Here is a 22902-nt window from a genome sequence, read left to right on the forward strand (position 1 = left end):
GAGGATCACCGGATCCCATTCGCTTCCGCACTTTCCTTCAACAATATCAGGTCATGAATACGTGAGCGCGTCTACAAGCTATTCGTATCGCAGCGCCACCATGGGATCGACGTTCACGGCCCGGCGAGCGGGCAGAAATGCTGCGAACATCGCAACCACGAGAAGAAGGAGCGCACTGAGGATGAACACACGAACGTCGTGCGTCGTAAGCCCATAAATCATGGTCTTGATCAGACGCGAAGCGAACCACGTAATCGCCACACCTGCTGCGATTCCGATCAGTACCATTTGACTTGTTTCGCCCAGGATCAATCCCAGAATGCTTCTCCGATCGGCGCCCAGCGCCATGCGGATGCCGATTTCGCCAGTGCGTTTCGTTACTCTGTACGCAAGCAAGCCGTAAAGACCAATCGCGGAAAGGGTGAGCGCCAGGAGGCCGAAGAAACTGGATAGTGTGGCCATGAGGCGGGGTGTCGAAAGATTGCTTTGCACTTGCATAGCCATGCTAGTGACATCGAACACAGGAAGGTTGGGATCGATTCGGCGAACAACAGCTCGAAGATCGTTCGCGACCTGCTCTGGCTTGCCATTGGTACGAATGACCACGGTTTCTTCCGAACCGAAGTCTTTCGTCTTGACTTGCAATAGCGGAGTAAAGATCGCCTCCTGTTTTTCGTCCTGTACATCGAAGTAATGCGCATTGCGGGCGACGCCTACGATCTCCGCAGGTTCTTCATCGGGTCCGAATGTGATCTTTTGGCCAATGGGATCTTTGCCGCGTAGATAATGAGAGGCCATCGCTTCATTGATAATTGCGACTGGCTGCGCACTTACATTGTCAGCTTCGCCGAAATCACGACCTTTGACTACCGGCATTCGCAAAGTTTCAAAGATATGTGGGCCTACTCCATAGGTAAGAATCCAGGAATTAGAACTGTCTTCTCCCGGCTGCGGCACATATCCAACTACCTTTGCTCCAGTGAGATGAGCTCGGCCGGCGAACAACCGGTTGTTCATTAGGCTCACAGAGGTGACCGACGGCAACGACTTAAGGTCCTCGAGCATTTGCTGGTACACAGCTTTGGTTCGTGCATTATCGAAACCAACGAGATGTGGATCAAGAGTAGCCATGACCAGATTCTCCTGATCGAATCCCAAGTCGACCGAATAAAGATTTCGCAGGCTTCCGAGGAACAAGCCCGCTCCAGCGACCAGTGCGAGCGAGACCGCCAGCTGAGCTGTCACAAGCAGACGACCAAACGGAAGTCGTGCCGACATGTGGGCAGCCTGGGTTCCCCTGAGAACCTCATTAGGATCAACGCTGGTTGCGCGCAGTGCAGGGATTACACCGAAGAGCAATGCATTGAGGATACAGACCGACGTGACGAAGAACAGCAAGCGGAAGTCCCAATGCATAGTGCTAGGCGAAACCTGGAAACTGGAACCCGCGCCAAGTTTAAGCGTTATGTCGCGCGCGAAAATTGCGAACCATATACCGACAGCGCATCCGAGCATGGAGAGAAGGAAGCTCTCAGTAAGAAGTTGCCGAATGATGCGTTTGCGGCAGGAGCCGAGGCTCAGACGGATTGCGATCTCCCTTCGCCGCACGCTGGCTTTCGCCAGCAACAGACTTGCGATGTTTGCACAGGCGATCAGCATCACCAGGGTGACGACCGCCATCAGCGCGAGTAATGGGTCGGAGAACCGCCGGCGCAGCATACTGGATCCACGCGCGGCTGGTTGGAACTCAATCGAGCGCTTCTGAATCTCTTCTTTGACTGCGGATGTGAGCCCCTGCTGTGCAAGCTCGGCGTCTTTAAAGATCACGGTCAACTGAGCGGCAGCCTTGCTCTGCGGGACGCCTTTCCTGACGCGAGCAATAATCGTGCTGCCCGAGGGATCGTCAGGCATCGGCAGACCTCCCGAAACGGAACCGCCGTCGACCTGCTTCCACGTGATCGCCGGCATCACAACGTCGATTGGCTGGTCCACCGTCAATCCATCAAAGCTGCGGGGCATCACGCCCACGATCACAAATGGAACCGTATTCACCGTAATGCGCTGCCCGATTACTCCGGGATCATAAGCAAAGCGGCGTTCCCAGTAGCCATTACTGATCATTGCTGCCCAACCGCTACCGCCACTATTTCCTGTGGGAGCGTCGTCAGCCGCAACGAGTGTACGGCCAAGTTGGGCTTGCATCTCCAAGACGCGAAAGTAGTCGCCGGAAACGAAGTCCCCCGGCGCCAGTTCGGCATGGCCCCCGATCGCGACACTCAGCCGCTCTTCAGCCATTTCGCTGGCAATGCCTTCAATCTGGGTAGCGCGCTCCTGTATCTGCTGGAAGTCGCGATTCAGAATTGTGCGGGAAACCTCGAAATTTCCGACTTTAACGCGATTCGTGCGGACAAACACCAATTGTTGCGGATCCTTCACCGGCAGCGAATTCAACAGAATGGAATCGATCAGACTGAAGATCGCGGTATTCGCACCAATGCCGAGCGCTAGCGAGAGCACAGCCACAGCCGTGAACGCCGGCGCCTTGCGCAGCAAACGGAGCGCATAGTGGGTGTCGCGCAGAGTGGTTTCAACCCAGTGCAGACCGCGTTCTTCGCGACAGCGCTCCTGAAGCTGCGTGATTCCACCGATGCGACGCAGAGCTGTGTAGCGTGCCTCGTCCGCAGTCATTCCGGCGGCCAGGTTCTCTGCAATTTGCTGTTCGAGATGGAACTTAAATTCCCGATTCAGTTCCGATTCAACTCGCTCGCGCATGAAGAGGGTGCGCAGTCTCAGTCTTAATTGATCGAACCAACGCATATCGCTATTCCTCAAGCTTTGCGCAGTACTAGATTGATGGCTGCAGAAAGCCGTTCCCAACTCGCCTTTTCTTTCTCGAGTTGCTCGCGGCCGCCGCGAGTGAGCGAATAAAACTTTGCTGAACGTCCAGTTTCCGTTTCTGACCATTCCGCTTTGATCCAACCCTGTTGTTCGAGCCGGTGTAATGCGGGATAAAGAGATCCTTGTTGCACCTGCAGCACCTCTCCGGAGATCTGCTCAATGCGCTTGGCGATCGCCCAGCCGTGCTTTGGCTCGAGTGCAAGAGTTCGCAGAATCAGCAGATCGAGTGTGCCCTGTACAAGGTCGCTTGGCCTACCCATGTGTAGATAATCTACAACTTCTTGTAGATAGTCAAGGCATGGCACAAGCGGGCATTCCCGCGTGCCCTTGCGTGGCGGGAACTCCAACAAGTGTGCAGTGGCAGTGTTTATAAACTGGTGTTAGTCTCTCGCTGCGGCAGAACGCAAGGGCAATCCGTTTCAATAACGTTCCCAGTATGAAATTGCATTCCCTCATATTGGCCCTGATCACTGCATTCGTCACTCTCACAGGAGTTTACGCAGAAGAACAATCCTCATCTAAATGGGTTCTGACCTGGAGCGACGAATTCAGCGGACCTGACGGCACGCCGGTCGATTCCCAAAAATGGAATGCAGAAACCGGTGGGAATGGCTGGGGCAACCAGGAACTGGAGTACTACACAACCAGCACTCGCAATGCTCGCCAGGAGCACGGAGCGCTGGTCATTGAGTCGATCCGCCAGGTTTACAATGGTCACGACGGTGTCACGCGAAACTACACTTCGGCGCGACTCAAGACGCAACGCAAGTTCTCCCAGGCCTATGGGCGCTTCGAGGCGCGTATCCGCATGCCACAAGGAAAAGGTATCTGGCCGGCGTTCTGGCTGCTCGGCGACGACATTTCCACCATCAAGTGGCCGGCGTGCGGAGAGATTGACATCGTTGAAAACCTCGGCAGCGAACCTTCCATCGCACACGGAACCATTCACGGCCCTGGATACTCCGGTGAGCACGGCATTGGCTCTCTATTCACGCTGCCGAAGAATCGACGTTTCAGCGACGCCTTCCACATCTTTGCGGTTGAGTGGGAACCACAGGAGATCCGCTTCTACGTCGATGGCCAGCTCTATGCGACACGCCGACCGTCTGATCTTCCGCAAGGCGCGGAGTGGGTGTATGACCATCCGTTCTTCATCCTGCTAAACCTCGCGGTCGGTGGTTATTGGCCGGGCAATCCTGACGACACCACGCAATTTCCCCAGAGGATGTTGGTTGACTACGTGCGCGTTTATCGGCGGAAGTGAGCACTATCTTCGTGTTTCTCCCTGTTGTTGTTGCCGACGTATAGGGAAACCGCCTGCTGATTTTGAGCTCTTGTCCCGAACTGATCTTCACATTTTCATCCCGCTGGTCATCATGATCTTGTATCGCTACTATGCTCTCCAGGAGATTTGAGATAGCAGATGAAATTCCGCAAGCTGGGTCGCACCGGATTCAATGTAAGTGAAATCGGTCACGGGCTGTGGGGGATGAGTGGCTGGACGGGCTCGCAGGATCAACAGTCCCTCGAGTCGCTTCAACTCTCCGTCGAACTTGGCTGCAACTTCTTCGACACGGCATGGGCGTACGGTCAAGGTCATAGCGACAAGTTGATCGGCCAGATCGCACAGCAGAATCACGGTAAGCGCCTGTACGTTTCGTCGAAGATACCGCCCAAGAACCGCAAGTGGCCCGCTGCGCCCGAATACAAATACGCAGAGGTATTCCCGCGCGATCACGTGATGCGGTATGTAGAGAAGGTCCGCCGTGCGCTCGGAGTCGACGACATCGACCTGCTTCAGTTCCATGTCTGGGACGACAGTTGGACCGATGAGCTCGAGTTCCGCTCCACTGTCGAAGAACTCAAGAGCAAGAAGCTGATCCAAACATTTGGACTTAGCCTGAACCGCTGGCAGCCGGAAAACGGTCTAAAGGCGATGCGCACCGGGCTCGTGGATTCCGTGCAGGTGATCTACAACATCTTCGACCAGGCCCCGGAGGATGAACTCTTTCCCGCGTGCCGCGAGATGAACATCGGCGTGATCGCCCGCGTTCCTCTCGACGAAGGCAGTCTTGGCGGCAATCTTACGTTAGATTCACGATTTCCTTCTGACGATTGGCGCTCAAACTACTTCGGTCCTGACAACTTGCCCCCAACGATCGAACGGGTTGGGAAACTCAAGAGTATCCTCCCACCCGGAATGACTCTTCCCGAAATGGCATTTCGCTTCATTCTTTCGAATGCAGACGTAAGTACGACCATTCCAGGCATGCGTAACCCTGAGCACGTTAAGCAAAATCTTGCCTACAGCGACAGGGGCCAGCTTCCAGCGGATCTAATGCAGAAGCTCCGAAAACATCGCTGGGACCGAAAGCCGAGAACCTGGGCGGCCTAAATGCGAATTGATTAATCAACCGTGGATCGATCGAGGATAGTCCGAACGGAGCGTTACTCTGCTCGGTAATATTGGCTCTCGGTGAAGGCAAGGATTACGGTGAATTGAACCCTGAAGATTGGGTGTTGGCGGATCACGGAGTGGTTTCCACCCAGCGAAAAGCGGCTTTTGCGCACCTTTCCCGCTAACTTTCGCTACAATTTGAGCGTCGATTCGTCATGAACTCAGGCACTCTGAGGACGATCCCGCGCACACTTGCGGGAGTATTACTGGTCTTTTGCGGCTTTTCGAGCGTGTTTCCGCAGGCTGTTAAGGCACAACACGCGCATCTTTCGCTCGTCTCCGAACAGCTATTCGTGGCTTCCGGTCGCTCACAATGGATCGGATTGCGCTTCCAACTTGACCCTGGTTGGCACATTTATTGGTCGAATCCAGGCGATTCTGGGGAACCGCCGAAGGTTACGTGGCACTTGCCGGGCGGTTTTCAAGCGGGCGAGCTGCAGTTTCCAGCGCCGCGTCGGATCGCGGATCACGGACTCACTGATTACGGTTATGAAAACGATGTTGTGCTGCTATCAAAGCTCACCGTACCCGCAGGAGCCACGTCTAACAAAATCGATATCGGGGCTGATGTGAGATACCTGGTCTGCCGCGAAGTCTGCATGCCCGGAAAAGACCAAGTCTCTTTGACTTTGGCTGCAGGACAAAATGGGACGTCATCTCCTCATGCTGAGCTCATTCGCACCGCTAAAGCTCACTTACCGCAGCCATTGCCGGCTCAAGCGCACGTGACAGCAGATCTTCGCCCTGACGCTTTGCTCATTACTGTTGGTGGGAAGAGTGCTGGGATGGGAGAGCTGCTGGACTTTATCCCGAGTGATGCTCAGGTAATGGACAACTCAGCCAGGCCGATGATCTCCGGCTCAGGCCCTGCATGGCAAATCAAGCTCAAGAAATCAGAGCAGCTCGACACATCTATCTCGCGTTTGCGCGGGCTGCTAATTACCTCAATCGGGGCCTACAATGTGGACGTAGCGGTCGTTCCGAAAAAGAAAAATTCTCACAATGCCTCCGTTCCTAAGCACAGCTAGGGAGTGAATCCTATGAAGCAAATTCGCACCTCAATCTTTCTTGCTCTGGCGCTGTTCGCCATGACGGTGTTCGCAGCGAAAGTTGGCGATCAAGCGCCGGACTTCACTGGCACTGACAGCCACGGACAAACACACAAGCTATCCGATTACAAAGGTAAGTTTGTGGTTCTCGAATGGCACAACAATGGATGTCCTTTCACTAAGAAGCATTACGAGAGCGGCAACATGCAGCGGCTGCAAAAAGAATGGACCGACAAGGGTGTGATCTGGTTCACGGTGATCTCGTCTGCTCCGGGCGCCCAAGGCTATGTTACGCCGGAGCAGGAGAACGAGTACCTGCAAAAGATGCACGCAGTTCCTACCGCTGCGCTGCTCGATCCAAAAGGGGAAATTGGGCATCTCTACAGTGCGAAAACTACGCCGCACATGTTCATCATCAATCCTCAGGGGCAGTTGATTTATAACGGCGCGATCGACGACAAATCGACGAGCGATCCCGGTGACATTAATGGAGCAAAGAATTACGTCTCCGAGGCATTGCAGGAGGCCAGGGCTGGACAGCCGGTGGCAGTAGCGAGCACTCGTCCGTATGGCTGCTCCGTCAAATACGCGGATTAGCCTCGATCCGAGTTGGAGAACAAGCGGGATGCTGCACTGGCTCATCCCGCTATTTCTTTCGTTCTCAAACACTTCAGCGCGATTACCAATGCTCAAACTCGCGATTACTCACGTACATTGACCCATTATCACTATGGCCCTACTCTTAGCGGCATAGAACATGGAAGGCTGCGTCCGCGAGACGGCAAATTGATGCGACCACATCAAATTCGAACGGACGAGAGTGAGTTATGAGAAAGGGAGTTCAAGTCCTCGCATTGATGATAGCGCTTGGTTGTGCGGCGATCGCCGAACTGGCGGAACGTCAGGCAGTGAAACAGACGCTGCCTGAATATCCTGCGATTTTGAAGAAGCTGAAGATTGGCGGGACTGTCAAGTTGAACGCGCTCGTCGCCACAGATGGCACGGTGAGGAAAACCACCGTTGAGGGAGGGAATCCCGTCCTGGCCGAAGTCGCCAGCAGTGCCCTGAAAAAATGGAAGTACACTCCTTCTTCACAGGAGACGAACGTGCCAGTTGAGATGATTTTTGACTCGAAGTTGGCTTCGGTGTCGGTGAAGTGAGTGAGAGGTCATTTCCGGATCAGGAATCATTCGCGATTCCTTCTGCTCGCATCTAAGCAACCGCTAATTACAACTGTCATCTCTCGCGCGCTTTTTGCGCTCGAATTCGTTTCACAATAAGCAGCATCACAGATGACAGTTCGATTGGAAATCTCTCAACATTGATTTCAATCCGCGCTGGGACTCTCTCGCGTTCGCTGGGGAGGGCACACTTGACATTCAGCCCGCCCAAAGCGTAATCAAGATGAGCAGTTTGCTTCTGGTGCTTTTTGTTCCAAGCTCAATAGGGAAGCCGGTGAGAATCCGGCGCGGCCCCGCCACTGTGATCGCTGAGGGCTAGTCAACATGCCACTGATCCCCACGCACGGGGATTGGGAAGGCGGCTAGTCCGACGAAGCGAGAGTCAGGAGACCTGCCAGAAGCCGGACGAGTGAACCTTCGCGGGAAGGTGAACAATGAAAACCGGCTCCCGGGCGCGTCCTAATCTGACAGCTCGGTGAATTCGTCTTCAAGTTCTTTCTCCGAAAGCTCCTCTTCCAACATTTCATCACTCCCCGTCGCGGGACAGGAGGAGCAATGCCAAAGTTTTCTCTCGCCCATTGGGCGATCTGTATCTGTGTCTTGAGCGCTTCGCTTGCGGCTCAAGTCTCGAACCAACTCTCGGGACAAGTTGTTGATCCCGATCACGCCACCATTCCGCGAGCCACGGTCCGATTGCTCTCAGCCGACGGCTCAGAGATCGCCCGCGTTCTCACCGACCAGCAGGGGCGTTTCTCTTTTTCGCAGGAATGCCCGGCAAGTTGCGTTGTCGAAGTTCAACTCACTGGATTCCAAACACGACAAGTGCACACGCCTCTCGACATGCGCGAAATCCAACTCGCGGTTGCTCCAGTACGAGAACAAATTGTTGTGACAGCCAATCGCACCGGCACGCCTGAGATCCAGCTTGGCAGCACCAGCACGACCATCACGCATGAGGAGATCCTGCAACGGCAGCCGCCGGCGCTTAGCGATCTCCTGCAGTCGGTTCCCGGCGCGATCGTAAACCGCAGCGGCGCGTACGGAGCGACAACCTCACTTTTCCTGCGCGGAGGCGAGAGCAACTACACGAAGCTCCTGCTCGATGGAATACCGCTGAACGAACCGGGCGGGTTCTATAACTTCAACGATTTTTCCGCAAGTGGAGTTGATCACGTTGAAATCGTGCGTGGTCCGCAATCTGCGTTGTTCGGCTCCGATGCCATGACTGGCGTTGTGCAAGTCTTCACTGAGCATGGTTCGCCGGAACAACGTCGTCCCGAAGTGGACCTGGACTTCCAGGCCGGTAAATACAACACGGTGCAAGGCGGTGTCGATGTGAGAGGAGCATTTGAAAGCCTCGACTACTCGGGCTTCTATTCGCGGCTTAACACCGACAACCAGGGCGTTAATGATGATTTTCGCAATTCCAGCGGCGGCTTCAATCTTGGTTTCGTTTTGGGAAGCAGGTCGCGATTGCGGTGGATCTCGCGCGGAAACTCTTCCCGAGCGGGCACGCCGGGCCAGACTGCATTCGGGCGGCCGGACTCCGACGCCTTCTTTCGTCGTGCGGATGGATATACAGGAGTCAGCTTCTCCGACCAGACATCGCATATCCTGGATCAGCGGATCACCTACGCTTTTGAACGCTCGCGGCAAGTCTCGCGGGATATCGTCCTCGATCCGCCGTTTACGCCGTCGTTCGGCGGCAGCACTGCGCCATTCGAATTCTTCGATTTCCCGACTGACTTCCTGAATGACACGCGGCGGCATCATTTCGGTTACCAGAGCGACGTGACGCTCGGTGCAGGCGATCGGCATTGGGGAGAGCACATCTTCACATTCGCGTTTGATTGGGAACGCGAATCGGGGTTTCTCTTCGATCGATTGAATGGAGGAGTTCCAAATCGGGCTCGGCGCGATAACTTCGACGGCACCTTTCAGTATCAGGCTGCTCTGGGGCGGCTGTCTCTCTCGAATGGGCTTCGCGTTGAGGATAACGGTAGCTTCGGTCGGACAGTTGTTCCGCGCAGCTCCGCCGCGTTGCTGCTGCGGCAAGGTGGAGGCACGCTGGGCGCAACCAAACTGAAATTCAATTTCGGATTAGGCATCAAAGAGCCGAGCTTTACCCAATCGTTCAGTCAGGATCCGGCGTTCCTCGGCAATCCTGATCTCCGACCCGAAAGGTCACGAGCCTTCGAAGCTGGCGTCGAACAGCGCCTTATGGCTGATCGCGCCAAGATCGAGGTGAACTGGTTCGATAACAACTTTCGCGACTTGATCGCCTTCCAGACGCTGACCTTCGTTCCCTTCACCGGAACATTTCTGAACATCAATGCGACTCATGCGCGAGGCGTGGAGTTTCTCGCCCAGGCTGTACCTCTCATCCGAGTCCACATCACGGCTGAATATACGTACTTGAGTACAAGGGTTGAGAAGAGCTCTACGCCAACAGATCCGATTCTGGGTGTGGGCAAGCCTCTGCTACGTCGCCCAAAGCACTCAGCAACGTTCTCAGCCGCGTACGAATGGCGTAAAACGAGGTTAAGTTCCAATCTGGTATATGTTGGCCGGCGTGCCGACAGCGATTTTGAAGCGCTATTTCCGCCGCTGACGAGCAACTCTCCTTATACCAACTGGAATGCCGCAGGGTCGTATCAAGTCTCAAAACAACTTTCTTTTGTGGGATCAATCGAAAACCTGCTGGATCGAACCTATATGGAGTCTCTGGGCTTTCCGGCTCTGAGAATTGGATATCGCGCTGGGGTGCGGGTGCACTTCTGAGATCAAGGGGATTGCAATGGCTTACTGGCTAATCGTAATCGCGGTTCTGTGCCGCTGTGGCGCATATCCACAACTTCTCGCCGGTATACGGAGCTCTTCTCTTGGAGACGCTCACTTGCGCAAGGGTGATCTGATCTGGTTTCCAGTGATACTCCTGGGAATAAGTGGCATGGTCCTCACAAACGTGATCTACCACCGGAACATCGGCTGGCTGGAAATCGCGCAGATGATCGCCTTCGCTTCGATTGCGCTCATTGGCCAAGTGCGTCGCGATAGAAGAAGTTGGGGGCTGCTGCTGGGAGCATGTATGGCATCGTCGCTTTCGTTTTTCCTGATCATTAACTTCGGGTATGGCTTGGGTGGAATGTCTATCCGCGCACCCGGCAAAGTCTAGTGGAATGCTATGTAGCTGCCATTCCTTAGTACCGCCAGACGCTGATCAGCACATTCGTTTATTCCTGTCTGTTTCTTTGGCTGCCAGGAAATATATGGGATGCGGATATTGCAGAGATCCAGCTGACACCATTTGCTAGAGATACAGCATAGGCTGCGTCTCGATCTTTTTACGGTAACGTGACCTCAGGCAGCTGATTTCTTCTTATTAATCTTCTTTTTCGCGTTCAGTGCGTCGGCCAATTTCACCCACCGGTTGACGAGTGCCTCGTCGTTCTCTCTCTCTGAATTTTGCCTTGGAGGCCTGAGGACGCTCGGGAACGAGAGTAACGATGGAAGAACTCGATCTCGCTGTACAGGAGAGGGGAAGGGACGCCAAATGACAACCTTGTTCTTCACGCGGGTCACGGGTTCGAGACTCATGGATGCTGCGACACTTCGCGAAGTTGGTCGCTATAAGAAAATTGCTGAGTTTCGCGAACCGTTATTGCACAAGCGCTCGCATTACCAAGGCCAAAAAAGTTCACAGACGAGAACTTCAAGCTGAAGGACGCTGTGGTACCAAACGTTCAATAGTCGCGATCAGATCCTCGTTCGATTGCCCGGCAGGAATGTGAGCATCGGCGGCGGGTAGCTCTGGTCCTGCCGCATGCTGTTCGACGATCTTTGCACCGCCACAGTGATTGCTGAGCAATTCGCGGACGCGCAATTTTTCTTTCCCCGGCAGGGCTTGCCCAATGAGTATGACGTCAAACTGGATGCCCGAGCAGGCCGCAAGTACCTGCCGAACGTCTTTAGCAATGCTGACTGTGTGCCCTGCCTTCTCCAGGACGGATTGCTTGCCTTGCATCGATATCTCGTCAGTGCCGATGCACAAAATGTCTGCCATAACCTGACTTGTAACTCCTCTGTCTGATTTAAGCCTCGGTAATAGAGTTAGTTCCGCTTGCTTTAGCCCTTTCGTCCCAGGCGGGATCTGGGAGAGCACACGTGGGGGTTGTTGCTGAGATGCTGGATCCATGAGCTCTGGTTGTCACGGACTATGTCGATCCCTGTGGAAAACTCGACCGACTTGTAACTTCTTGTGGGGAAGATCAGCCGGCGCGCTTTGACTCACCGATTACGGGGAGCTGGTAGAGAGAAACGTGGAATTGAGTCCCAGTGCCGGCAGCGCTCAATCGCCGGCGCATTCGAAAGAAAACGGCAGACTCGCAGGCTTCGCAGCGGGGAAACTGCTGGCCCTGTATGAGCGTGACTTCACGAGGAAGACGGTGCTCAGAGTGCTGAACAGCGTAGATTCCGCTCTTTGGCACCATGGTGCCGGTCTTCCAAGTTCCTGTATGGATTGGAATTACGTTTCGTGCCATCACGCAACTCGGGCGCCGTTTCGAGGAGCCTTAATCTGCCGAAGCACACACCTCCGGCTTGTAAGACGAGTGCGCAGTTTGTGAGATGTCATCGACAGTGACAGAGTTGCCAGGGGTTCTAAGAGCGCGTTTTTTCCGGGAGAGAGGAATAATTTGCTGCATTCTGCAGCTCACAGGCACATATGCCGTGAAAACAAAAGAGTTGCCTTGGTATGGCGGTTGCACGCTGCATAAGCGTTCCGCAACGCGATATAGGAGGATTCATGAGAAAAAGGCGCATAACCGTTTTGTACCGGGAAAATTGTGGCGGCATCCTGCGCAATCTTGCATGCGGAGTGCGACGAGGCATCTGCACGCTGGCTGAGTTGGACTTATACGACGATTTGCGAGAACGCATCTTTAGAGACGACCGACCTGTCGTAGAGCAGGCGCACACGGAGATTTCCGCAGCATGAACTCATTGCACAGTAGATCGCCAACCCGTTTGCGTCGCGAACCCGTCCGGACCGAATGTCTGGCGGGTTTCGTTCTTTTTGTTGATTTCCATACCAACTTCGTCGTACTAACTGAGACAGGGGCTCAGCAAATTGTTCCGAAATGGGAAATTCCGGAACAGAGAATATGAGATACGATGAGATCCCTCATCGAGATCAGATGACCGCATGGGATATCTCGCGCAAAACGATGTGATGTCTCAATGAAATCGGATGAGATCTCAGGGCGCAAGTCCTTTACATCATGAGATCGGCAAAATTCGAGGCTGGAAGCGACGGACGAGCTTGGCGAAAACTAACCCTGCCGACAGAGACCGCAATCCGGATCAGATTTCAAGCCGGAATATACCTCGCAAATGTGGTTTTTAAAGGCAGATTTCGCCTGAAGCTGGTAGCAGAAAGGCACGGCCCAGGAAACGTGGCAGTCCGGAAACAGCATGGCCCACGAACATGCCGTGCAACGATAGCCGTGTACGAATCCAAGCGGACACAACACTCGACCCAACGCAGGAACTGGAGGCGCGAAGACCGGATGCGTACCGTGCACAGCCATTCTTGCTAATTCTAAATCCAGAATCGGCAATAAACAGAGAGCGGTGTGATTCTCCTGCCGCGCCAAATTGAGATTATTGTGGAAGTGACACGGCTGCCGAACAGGAGTACAGTTAGAGCGTCCAAGCTCTTACGCCGCTGCCGCCGACAGAAACACCTGCTTCGAGTGCCGCTCCCGCCTGGGTTTGGTTTGTAATAGGGCTCCATTGCTAGTCACATTCCCGAAAGGACGTACGCGCGCTTGAATATCTACGTGGGAAACCTTCCCTTTAGTACCAGTGAAGACGACTTAAGACAGGCTTTTGGCAAGTACGGAACGGTTGGCGAAGTGAACCTGATTCGCGATCAATTCAGTGGACGTTTGCGTGGGTTCGGCTTTGTCGAAATGGCCGATGCTACCCAAGCCAATGCCGCAATCGCAGCACTGAACGGCGCCGATCTTGGCGGACGCGCAATCACAGTGAACGAGGCTCGTCCGCGGACCGAGCGCGGCGATGCCGGAGGACGCGGAGGGCGGCCGGGCAGCGGTGGTGGTCGAGGAGGCAATCGCGGTGGAGATCGCGATCGCGGCGGCCGCGGTCCGCGCTGGTAAGTTCACGGGCAGTGTTCGTTAGCATTGCTAGAGACGCAGCATCCTGCGTCTCTGGCAGCTTACTCAATGCATCATCGCGGCTCCAGCCTTCTTGCGTGGCGGCCTCATCAGCAGAACGAAGGGAAGCATCGCCAAAAACATTACGGCGAGCAGCCAGAAGACGTCATTGAACGACATGAGCGCCGCTTGCTGGCGGATGATGTTCTCGACCATGCCATTCGCCATCCGCTGAGCGGTTGCGGGATCAGCACCTGCCTGCGTTACCATCATGCTCTTCATTCCATTCACCAGACCCTGTGCTTGCAGGTTCGTCGGCGTTACATTCGCTGTGAGGGTGTTCACGTGTATCTGCGTATGGCGAATCTGTATTGTCTGAACCATTGAGATTCCAATGCTGGCGCCGATGTTCCGCATGAGATTGAAGATGCTGGTCGCGTTCCCCATGCGCTCAATGGGGATTGGATCGTTGGTGATCGTAGTGAGCGGAATGAAGATGAGTCCCATTCCGACTCCCTGCCAGATCAGCGCCGCGAAGAAATTCCAATAACCAACATCCAGCGTGAGATGTGAGAGCCTCCACATCGCAAATGCCCCGAGCAGCATTCCGCAAACGAGAAGATAATGCGCCTTTACTTTGGACAGAAGCGCGCCGACCGCGGGCATGGCGACGAATGATCCCAGCCCGCGCGGCAACATGGCAATGCCGGCTTGCAGCGCGGGATATCCGAGCAGCGTTTGCAACAGCAGGGGAATCAAAACCGTGCTACCGTAGAGCACAAATCCCAGAACGGTCATCAGGAACACGCCCGTGGCATAGGTGCGAATCTTGAACACCGACAAATCCACTATGGGATGGTCGGTCGTGAGTTCGCGGATGATGAACGCGCCAAGCCCAATAACCGCGAATACACACAAGGTGCGGATCAAGTTGGAGCTGAACCAGTCGTCCTCCTGGCCCTTGTCAAGCATGATCTGCAGGCATGCGATGCCAATCGCCAAATATCCCATACCCCAGAAGTCGATCTTCGCCGTTGAGCGCTTGATGTAGTGGGGATCAAAAACAAAGATGCTGGTCAGAAAAACCGCAAGGATACCGATCGGAACATTGATATAGAAAACCCAGCGCCAACTGTAACTGTCGGTAAGCCATCCTCCCAAAACGGGACCGAGCATCGGCGCGACCACGATGCCAAGTCCCCAGAAGCCCATTGCCTTGCCTCGATCTTGTGGGGGAAAGACCTCCATGAGAATGGCCTGCGAGAGCGGCTGCAGTCCGCCACCACAAGCGCCTTGAATGCAGCGAAAGAGGATGAGCAGGGGAAGCGTTGGCGCGAGTCCGCATAAGAAGGAGGAAGCAGTGAATCCAATGACCGAGAACAACAGCAGCCGCTTCCGTCCGAAGAAGTTAGCCAGCCACCCCGTCATCGGAAGGATGATGGCGTTGGCAACCAGGTAAGAAGTCAGCGCCCACGTGGCCTCATCAGTAGTTGCGGAAAGGCTGCCGGCGATGTGCGGAAGTGAGACATTGACGACTGTGGTGTCCAGCACCTCCATAAAGGTGCTGGTCATTACGGCGATCGCGACTAACCATGGATTTACCTCATTCCAAGCTCGTGTCGCTCCGCCCTCTAAAGACTGACTTGCTGTGGCCATCTCGGACGAACTAATGAGATGCCTGCGGCAAACAAATTGATTCCGGCAACCCTGCAGACCGTGCAAGTTATTCTGGGTTGGCGCCTTAGCGTCGATTCGTTGATCGTTGCTTTTCACAGTCACTTAATGGATAATCCATCCCGCTCTCCTCCGGCTCGGCTCCGCAATGACTCCAGTTCAAACACCTATCCCTACGCCGGGAAGTGCCAACGAACGCCTGTTCCCTGTTCTGTTGGAAATCATGGCGGCAATTTCCGACCATAACCTGGACAAGCTTCTGCAAACCATCACGAAGGGAGCTTCTTCCGTATTGGGAGCGGAGCGCTCGACTTTGTTTGTGGTCGATCGCAACAAGAAGCAGATCTGGTCAAAGGTGGCTCAGGGCGCAGGAATCACTGAGATCAGGATTCCGCTGGGCGCAGGCATCGCCGGACACGTAGCACTTACTGGCGAGATCATCAACATTCCAAACGCATACGCCGATCCTCGCTTTAATCGCGAAATTGACAAACGTACCGGCTACACGACACGAAGCATTCTTTGCATGCCTATGAAGGACGCCACCGACCGGATCATCGGAGTCTTTCAGCTCCTCAATAAGCACACCGGTGCCTTTACCGCAGACGATGAGCAACTGCTCCAGGCATTCGCGGCGCAGGCCGCCATTGCAGCCAAGAACGCGATGCTGAACGACGAGATCAGGAAGCGGATGGAAGTTTCCGAGACACTTCTCAAAGTGATGAAATCGGTCGCCTCGGAGCTGCATATCGACGAGTTACTGAAGAAGATCGTAAACAGCACTTCTGAGGTGATGAACGCGGAGCGCGCCAGCCTCTTCCTGCTTGATCCCAAGACGGGAGATCTGTGGTCGAAGGTCGCACAAGGCATGGAGTCGATGGAGATCCGGGTACCTATCGGTATCGGCATCGCAGGGCATGTTGCCATGACCGGTGAAACCATCAACATCGAAGACGCTTATGCCGATACGCGGTTCAATCCGGAGATCGACAAGCGTTCCGGATTCCGTACTCGCAGCATGCTTTGCATGCCTCTGCGCAACGACGCCGGTGAAGTGATGGGGGTCATGCAGGTGCTCAACAAGCTCAACGGCATCTTTACCGAAGAAGACGAGCGTCTGCTCAACGCATTGGGTTCGCAGATTTCGATCTCACTCGAAAACTCTCGTCTGTATGAACAAGTTCTTTTCATGCAGAACTACAACTCAAGCATCCTGGGATCGATTGCCACTGGAGTTGTAACGCTCGGTCCAGACGGGCGAGTGATTTTCGTCAACAGAGCTGCCGAAAACATCTTCGGTTCCTCTGAAACCGGTAAGATGCATGACGAGTTCTTCAATGCCACCCAAAATCCTGAGCTGACCCATGGCATCGATCGCGTGCTGCAAGCCGCGGAATCCGAATATAAGGCATATCACGCACATTTTCTCCGCCAGGACAATGACGCCGTGAACGTGAATTTTCAGGTCCTGCCGCTGCACGATCCTTCTGGCAAGAGCTTCGGACTAGTCGTTGTTGCCGACGACATCACACAGGAACAGCGGCTGATGAGCACTCTGCGCCGCCATGTTACACGCGAGGTAGCGGAGCGAGTGCTTGCTGATCGCCAGAGACTCAAACTCGGTGGCGATCGTCAAACCGTGGCGGTGCTCTTCTGCGACATCCGGGATTTCAGCAGCATCTCGGAGGAATCCACGGCGGAAGAAATCGTTGGCTTGCTTAACGACTACTTCACGCGAATGATGGAGGCTGTCTTCCGCTACGAAGGCATGCTCGACAAGTTCATGGGTGACTCGATGATGGCCGTCTTCGGCGCACCCGTCGCCCGCGAAAATGGTGCTGAGCGTGCCGTGATGGCCGCGCTCGAAATGCGCAGAATCCTGGCGCGCTATAACCGCCAGCGTGTCGCACGAGGACTGCAGCCGATCCAAACTGGGATTGGCATTACGAAAGGCGAGGCCATTACAGGTAATATTGGTTCCGAGCAGCGCATGGACTACACCGTGATCGGCGACACTGTGAACCTCGCTTCTCGCCTTGAAGGTCTCACCAAAAACTATGAACACAAGATCCTGATTAACGACCAAGTCTACGAAGACATCAAGGACAAGATCCCATGCGTAGACTTCGGCTTTGCGCAAATCAGAGGCAAAGGCGGAGCTGTCCATATTTATGGCGTGAAAGAGCCGCTGGAGAACCGCATCTTTCAGCGGATTCCCAAACGCTTTGAAGTTTGTTGCGGACTCGGAGATCAGCTTGTGACCGGCGCGGCCATTGAGGCTAGCGAAGGTGGGATGAGCTTCTGCACAAGAGCGGACCATGAAGTTGGCAGCGCAATCGACTTGCACTGCAACTTTGGAGCAGAATGGGTACAATTTCGCGCCATAGTGCGTCGCGTCAATCCCGACAACATGGGCGTTGAGTTTATCGACCTTCTCCCTGGCATTCGCGCCAAGCTTACAGACTTCCTTCACACCAGATCGGCAGCCGCCAGCGCGTAAATCATTCCTTCGACTTCAAATTCAGCGCAGCCGAATTCATGCAATAGCGAAGCCCAGTCGGACGCGGTCCATCGGGAAAAACATGACCAAGATGCGCGTCGCAGCGGCTGCAGATAACTTCGGTCCGGCGCATTCCATAGGCATTCTCTTCATGCGTGGTCACGCTTTTCTCCGAGAGCGGTGCGTAAAAGCTGGGCCAGCCAGTTCCCGAATCGTACTTGGTATCTGAGCTGAACAATTCTTGCCCGCAACACACGCATGTGTAGATCCCGGGATCCTTGCTCTTGTAGTACTTTCCTGTGAATGCCCGCTCTGTCCCGCGTTGCCTGGTCACGTGGTATTGCTCATCCGCAAGCTGAGATTGCCACTCAGCATCTGACTTTTTTATCTTTTCGGCCATCGTTAGCTCCTCGACATAAGATGTTCCAGAAGTCGAATTGATGCTATTCGCTATATCGCAAAGCCAACTCATCGGGTCGCCGAGGCACGCGCGTGCTCGAACGCATGAGCCAGCCGAAGGATTGTTCCCTCTTCAAAATGCCGCCCGAGGATCTGCATGCCAATCGGCAATCCGTCCTTGGAGTTTCCGCACGGAACCGAGATTCCGGGAATTCCAGCGAGGGAGGCAGTTACGGTGAAAATGTCCGCCAGATACATCGCCAAAGGATCGTCGGACTTTTCTCCGATCTTGAAAGCCGGAGTGGGAGTCGTAGGTGTTACGATTCCGTCGACTTCCTTGAATGCTGCGAAAAAGTCCTGTGCTATGAGCGTCCGAACCTTTTGTGCTTTGAGATAATAGGCGTCGTAGTAGCCGGCACTCAAAGTATAAGTTCCCAACATGATGCGGCGCTTTACTTCCGGCCCGAAGCCTTCGTCGCGACTGCGACGATACATCTCGGACAGCGTCTTTGCCTGCGGAGAGCGATATCCATATCGCACTCCATCGTAACGAGCCAAATTCGAAGAAGCCTCTGCCGTGGCTATGACGTAGTAAGTAGGAATCGCGTATTGGGTGTGCGGCAGTGAAATCGGCTTGATCTCGCAGCCTGCTTCGGTCAAGAGCTTGAGTCCAGATTCCACGGCGGAGCGAACTTCAGAGTCCATCTCATTCGGAAAGTATTCTTTTGGAACACCGACGCGAAGACCACGGACTGGCTTGCGAATCTCCTGTTCATAATCGGGAACCGGGAGATCGACACAAGTGCTATCCATCGGGTCGCGACCAGCCATGTGACGGAGAATAATTCCGGCATCCTTCGCCGACTTGGTTAGCGGACCGATGTGGTCTAGTGATGACGCAAAAGCAATCAGCCCATAGCGCGAGACTCTTCCGTAAGTGGGCATGAGGCCAACCACTCCGCAGAAAGCTCCAGGCTGACGAATGGAACCGCCGGTATCGGATCCCAGGGCGGCCACCGCGGTACCGGCAGCAACGCTGGCAGCAGAGCCTCCACTGGAACCTCCGGGCACCCGGCTGAGGTCTCGTGGATTGCGTACTGGTCCCCAGGCTGAATTTTCGTTCGACGATCCCATAGCGAACTCATCACAATTGAGTTTTCCCAAAATGATCGCACCAGCCTGTTCCAGCCGCGATACTGCCGTGCAATCATAAGGCGGAACGTAGTTGCCAAGAATTTTGGAACCAGCAGTAGTTCGAACGCCCTGCATGACCATCACATCCTTGATGGCAATCGGCACTCCCCCAAGCGGCGGCAGTGGATCGCCGCGATCTACGATGGCATCCATTCGTTTGGCTTGCTTTAAAGCGCGATCGCGGGTGAGATTCAAATATGCGTTGATCTGTCCAGGTTGGCGATCCTGCGCGTCGATCTTCTCGTAAAGGTTCTCAACGAGTGCTGTGGCTGTGGTCTGACGCTCCTGCACTGCCGCCCGTGCAGAGCCGACAGTGAGGACATCGAGGTTGAGATCGGCCACCATGCGATTAACGCTCGATCACCTTGGGGACGCGGAAAAATGTGCCGTCCGTCTGGGGAACATTCGCCATCGCCGCTTCGTGAGGCAGGCATTCCCGAGGTTCATCCGTTCGTAGAGGATCTGCAGAGTCTGACGGAGTTCCAATTTGAGACACTTGTGCCATGGGCGCAACGTTGCTTGTATCTACTTCCGCGAGTTGCTCGACGTATGCCAGGATGGCATTCAGGTCCTTCTCCATCCGCAGACGCTCGGCATCGGTCAGATGAAGATTGGCGAGGCTGGCAACATAGGCAACGTCTTGCTGCGTGATCTTCATAGAGAACCAGGCTCTCTTCCGCCCGAAGCAATTTCGTACGTTACGCGCTTCACTGGCATTCCGACAAGACTAGTTAACCGATGCAGATATTGCGCGGTAAAGGCTTCGAGCTGTAGTTGCCAACCCTTATCAGGAACCGTCACTCGCAATGTTTCGTTCTCGAATGCTACTGCGCGGGCTCGTTGGGCGACCGCGGAACCACAGACCAGCGGCCACGCGAGAACAACTGCCTCTTCAGGAGAAGCGTCCTTGAACAAATGTCGAGCTAGAGACTGAAGATCCTGACGCGCGGATTGCATCAACCGATGCTCCTATCGACTCGCGGAACTGGCTGCTGAACGCTCCGCCTGAACCTCGCTGTGGAAGTAATCGAGCGAGAGTTGCAGCCCTTTCCGCAGCTCGACTCTCGGCTCCCATCTCAATAGAGCTCGAGCTTTGCTTATATCAGGGCGGCGTTGTTTGGGGTCGTCTTGAGGGAGTGGCAGAAATTCAATTCCGCTCTTGGAACCTGTGACCGCAAGCACTTCTTCCGCGCATTCAAGGATCGTGAACTCGTCTGGATTGCCGATGTTCGTAGGTTCCTGCTCTTTGGACCACGCGAGCTTCAATATCCCTTCGATTTCGTCGCTGACATAACAGAAGCTTCGCGTCTGGCTGCCATCGCCGTAGACGGTCAGATCGTCGCCTCGCAGAGCCTGCTTCATGAAGTTTGAGATTACCCGGCCATCATTCATCTGCAGCCTCGGGCCGTACGTATTAAAAATTCGAACGATGCGGACGTCGACTTTGTGGTATCGCCGATAAGCAGTGGTCACGGCTTCAGCGAATCGCTTCGATTCGTCATACACCGACCGGGGACCTACCGGATTGACATGACCCCAGTAGCTTTCCTTTTGTGGATGTTCCAAGGGATCGCCGTAGCATTCGGAAGTTGACGCGAGAAAGAAAGCTATCGCGTACTTCTTCGCGAGTTCCAGAAGATTGAAGACTCCAATGGATCCAACCTGCAGAGTCTCAACACCATGCTTCATGTAATCCACAGGACTAGCAGGAGAAGCGAAGTCAAATATGTAGTCGATACCTCCCGGATCAAATCGGGAACAGATGTCCTGCTCAAGAAAAGAGAACTTGGACTCGCCTTTCAGATGTTCCAGGTTGCGCAGTTTTCCTGTAATCAGGTTATCGACGCCGACAACCGAGTGGCCTTCAGCGAGAAGAGCGTCGCACAAATGAGAGCCGAGAAATCCCGCGGCTCCGGTGACCATCACATGAAGCTTCTTAGAAGGGGACATGCTTTAGGGTGTCCTGCTACTCCTTCAGATTTAGAGCAGAAGAGCGGCTGCTCTGCAAGTCAACCGTTGCCCGCCCCACGCTCACATATAGCAAGCCCGCTTTCTGCATAGCCTCTCTAGAGTAAAGATTGCGTCCGTCAATGACTATCGGATAGCGCAGGAGGCTTTTGATTCGCACTAAATCAAGGGTGGCGAACTCTTCCCAATCAGTGAGAATCAAGAGAGCATCGGCTCCGACTGCTGTTTGGTAAGGATCTTCGGCATACGTTACGTCCCCAGTGATCAGCTGGCTAGCGCGCTCTGTGGCGGCAGGGTCGTAGGCAACCACCGAGCACTGCTCGTTTAATAGTGATCGAATAATATCGATTGCCGGTGATTCACGTACATCGTCCGTGCCCCCCTTGTAGGCCAGACCGAGCACTGCCAGCCGTTTTCCCCGCAAAGTCCAGAGAGCTGTTCGAACTTTCTTCAGGAAGCGCTTGCGCTGCTCGTCGTTGACACGAATGATTTCCTGCAGCATCGGGAAGTCATAGCCACACTCTCGCGCCACAGACCGGAAGGCTGCAACGTCCTTTGGAAAGCATGAACCGCCGTAACCTATTCCTGCACGCAGAAATCTCTTGCCAATTCGGGAATCTGTTCCGATTCCGAGTGCAACTTGCTCTATGTCCGCATCCACTGCTTCACAGACGTTTGCGACGGCGTTGATAAAAGAAATCTTCAACGCAAGGAAGGCATTGGAGGCGTGTTTGATCAACTCAGCGCTCTTTGCACTGGTCAGGATCAGCTGTGCTGGAATCTTGGCTGATGCTGGCTCAGGGACTACTCCCGCCGACCGAGCATAGTAAGTTCCCTTCGTCAGCGGTGCGTAAATCTCCTGCAAGATCTCCGCAGCCCGCTCTGAATCCGCGCCAATCACGATTCGATCCGGATACAGAAAGTCGGAAACGGCCGTACCCTCGCGCAAGAACTCGGGATTGGAAACCACGTCGAAATCCGCTGGCTTGGCTCCGGTCAACTGCATAACGCGACGGATCCACTCGCTTGTATACACGGGAACCGTGCTCTTCTCGACGATTACCTTGTATCCGTTCAACGATTGCGCGATTTCCCGTGCAACTGCTTCGACATAAGAGAGGTCCGCATCGCCGGTCTCGCGCGGTGGCGTGCCGACAGCAACGAAGACGACTGAGCTGGCACGAACCGCATCCGGCAGGGAAGCGGAAAACTTCAGGCGTTGCCCGCGATGCCGGCCAAGAAGCTCCGGAAGGTACTGCTCGTGGATAGGCGTTTCGCCACGAACCAAGGCCGCAAGTTTTTCAGGATCGTTGTCCACGCAAATGACGTCGTGTCCAAGTTCCGCAAAGCAGGCGGAAGCAACCAAGCCAACGTATCCGGACCCCACAATGGCAATCTTCATTTA

21 protein-coding genes and 1 riboswitch are annotated in these 22902 nt (G+C 54.6%); of the genes, 9 read left to right on the top strand and 12 right to left on the bottom strand.

All coding sequences use genetic code 11. The features are described 5' to 3' along the window. Positions 1-78 precede the first annotated feature (78 nt). Positions 79-2817: a hypothetical protein gene (locus DMG62_11540; protein PYY22797.1), complete on the bottom strand. Its 2739-nt coding sequence runs from the start codon at positions 2815-2817 to the stop codon at positions 79-81. An 11-nt stretch (positions 2818-2828) separates the two neighbouring features. Further along, complete coding sequence (locus DMG62_11545; GenBank protein PYY22798.1) at positions 2829-3158, bottom strand: PadR family transcriptional regulator; 330 nt, start codon at positions 3156-3158, stop codon at positions 2829-2831. 176 nt (positions 3159-3334) lie between these two features. On the opposite strand from DMG62_11545, the gene DMG62_11550 reads away from it, so the two are divergent. From DMG62_11550 to DMG62_11580, 7 genes are all read left to right on the top strand, one after another. Continuing rightward, complete coding sequence (locus DMG62_11550; GenBank protein PYY22799.1) at positions 3335-4162, top strand: hydrolase; 828 nt, start codon at positions 3335-3337, stop codon at positions 4160-4162. Positions 4163-4321: 159 nt separating this feature from the next. Beyond that, positions 4322-5293 carry an aldo/keto reductase gene (locus DMG62_11555; GenBank protein ID PYY22800.1) on the top strand — a complete coding sequence of 324 codons (972 nt, stop codon included), beginning with the start codon at positions 4322-4324 and terminating at the stop codon, positions 5291-5293. Between the two features lie 218 nt (positions 5294-5511). Continuing rightward, positions 5512-6384 carry a hypothetical protein gene (locus DMG62_11560; GenBank protein ID PYY22801.1) on the top strand — a complete coding sequence of 291 codons (873 nt, stop codon included), beginning with the start codon at positions 5512-5514 and terminating at the stop codon, positions 6382-6384. A 12-nt stretch (positions 6385-6396) separates the two neighbouring features. After that, positions 6397-7002, top strand: a complete 606-nt coding sequence (locus DMG62_11565) for a thioredoxin family protein (protein ID PYY22802.1) — start codon at positions 6397-6399, stop codon at positions 7000-7002. A gap of 230 nt (positions 7003-7232) precedes the next feature. Next, on the top strand, positions 7233-7565 hold the full coding sequence (locus DMG62_11570; protein ID PYY22803.1) for a hypothetical protein: 333 nt from the start codon (positions 7233-7235) through the stop codon (positions 7563-7565). A gap of 243 nt (positions 7566-7808) precedes the next feature. Then, positions 7809-8000, top strand: a riboswitch (cobalamin riboswitch). Positions 8001-8141: 141 nt separating this feature from the next. Next, the gene (locus DMG62_11575; protein PYY22804.1) at positions 8142-10367 is read left to right on the top strand and encodes a hypothetical protein; all 2226 of its coding nucleotides are present in this window, start codon (positions 8142-8144) and stop codon (positions 10365-10367) included. Positions 10368-10383: 16 nt separating this feature from the next. Then, entirely contained in the window at positions 10384-10761 is a 378-nt protein-coding gene (locus DMG62_11580) for a hypothetical protein (protein PYY22805.1), read from the top strand. Positions 10762-10946: 185 nt separating this feature from the next. On the opposite strand, the gene DMG62_11585 is transcribed toward DMG62_11580, so the two are convergent. From DMG62_11585 to DMG62_11595, 3 genes are all read right to left on the bottom strand, one after another. Then, a complete protein-coding gene (locus DMG62_11585; GenBank protein PYY22806.1) occupies positions 10947-11183 on the bottom strand; it encodes a hypothetical protein in 237 nt (78 codons plus the stop codon). A gap of 115 nt (positions 11184-11298) precedes the next feature. After that, positions 11299-11649, bottom strand: coding sequence for a hypothetical protein (locus tag DMG62_11590; protein PYY22807.1), 351 nt, complete (start codon positions 11647-11649; stop codon positions 11299-11301). Positions 11650-11854: 205 nt separating this feature from the next. Next, positions 11855-12127, bottom strand: a complete 273-nt coding sequence (locus DMG62_11595; protein PYY22808.1) for a hypothetical protein — start codon at positions 12125-12127, stop codon at positions 11855-11857. 1287 nt (positions 12128-13414) lie between these two features. Here DMG62_11595 and DMG62_11600 point away from each other — a divergent pair. After that, on the top strand, positions 13415-13765 hold the full coding sequence (locus DMG62_11600) for an RNA-binding protein (protein PYY22809.1): 351 nt from the start codon (positions 13415-13417) through the stop codon (positions 13763-13765). 63 nt (positions 13766-13828) lie between these two features. Here DMG62_11600 and DMG62_11605 read toward each other — a convergent pair whose 3' ends face one another. Continuing rightward, complete coding sequence (locus DMG62_11605) at positions 13829-15418, bottom strand: EmrB/QacA family drug resistance transporter (protein ID PYY22848.1); 1590 nt, start codon at positions 15416-15418, stop codon at positions 13829-13831. A 166-nt stretch (positions 15419-15584) separates the two neighbouring features. On the opposite strand from DMG62_11605, the gene DMG62_11610 reads away from it, so the two are divergent. After that, positions 15585-17936 carry an adenylate/guanylate cyclase domain-containing protein gene (locus DMG62_11610; protein ID PYY22810.1) on the top strand — a complete coding sequence of 784 codons (2352 nt, stop codon included), beginning with the start codon at positions 15585-15587 and terminating at the stop codon, positions 17934-17936. A gap of 1 nt (position 17937) precedes the next feature. Here the strand turns inward: DMG62_11610 and msrB are convergent, their stop codons facing one another. The 6 genes from msrB to DMG62_11640 all read right to left on the bottom strand — a co-directional run bounded on the left by msrB (position 17938) and on the right by DMG62_11640 (position 22899). After that, a complete protein-coding gene (gene msrB / locus DMG62_11615) occupies positions 17938-18336 on the bottom strand; it encodes a peptide-methionine (R)-S-oxide reductase (protein PYY22849.1) in 399 nt (132 codons plus the stop codon). A 68-nt stretch (positions 18337-18404) separates the two neighbouring features. Then, positions 18405-19874, bottom strand: a complete 1470-nt coding sequence (locus tag DMG62_11620) for an Asp-tRNA(Asn)/Glu-tRNA(Gln) amidotransferase GatCAB subunit A (GenBank protein PYY22811.1) — start codon at positions 19872-19874, stop codon at positions 18405-18407. 4 nt (positions 19875-19878) lie between these two features. Further along, positions 19879-20187: an Asp-tRNA(Asn)/Glu-tRNA(Gln) amidotransferase GatCAB subunit C gene (locus DMG62_11625; GenBank protein ID PYY22812.1), complete on the bottom strand. Its 309-nt coding sequence runs from the start codon at positions 20185-20187 to the stop codon at positions 19879-19881. Beyond that, positions 20184-20486, bottom strand: a complete 303-nt coding sequence (locus tag DMG62_11630) for a hypothetical protein (protein ID PYY22813.1) — start codon at positions 20484-20486, stop codon at positions 20184-20186. Before DMG62_11630 ends, DMG62_11625 begins: the two co-directional genes overlap by 4 nt. A gap of 12 nt (positions 20487-20498) precedes the next feature. Continuing rightward, on the bottom strand, positions 20499-21479 hold the full coding sequence (locus tag DMG62_11635; GenBank protein PYY22814.1) for an NAD-dependent dehydratase: 981 nt from the start codon (positions 21477-21479) through the stop codon (positions 20499-20501). 16 nt (positions 21480-21495) lie between these two features. Next, entirely contained in the window at positions 21496-22899 is a 1404-nt protein-coding gene (locus tag DMG62_11640; protein ID PYY22815.1) for a UDP-glucose 6-dehydrogenase, read from the bottom strand. Between the last annotated feature and the right edge of the window lie 3 nt (positions 22900-22902).

Source organism: Acidobacteriota bacterium (assembly GCA_003225175.1).
In the GTDB taxonomy this organism is placed as follows: Bacteria; Acidobacteriota; Terriglobia; order Terriglobales; family Acidobacteriaceae; genus Gp1-AA112.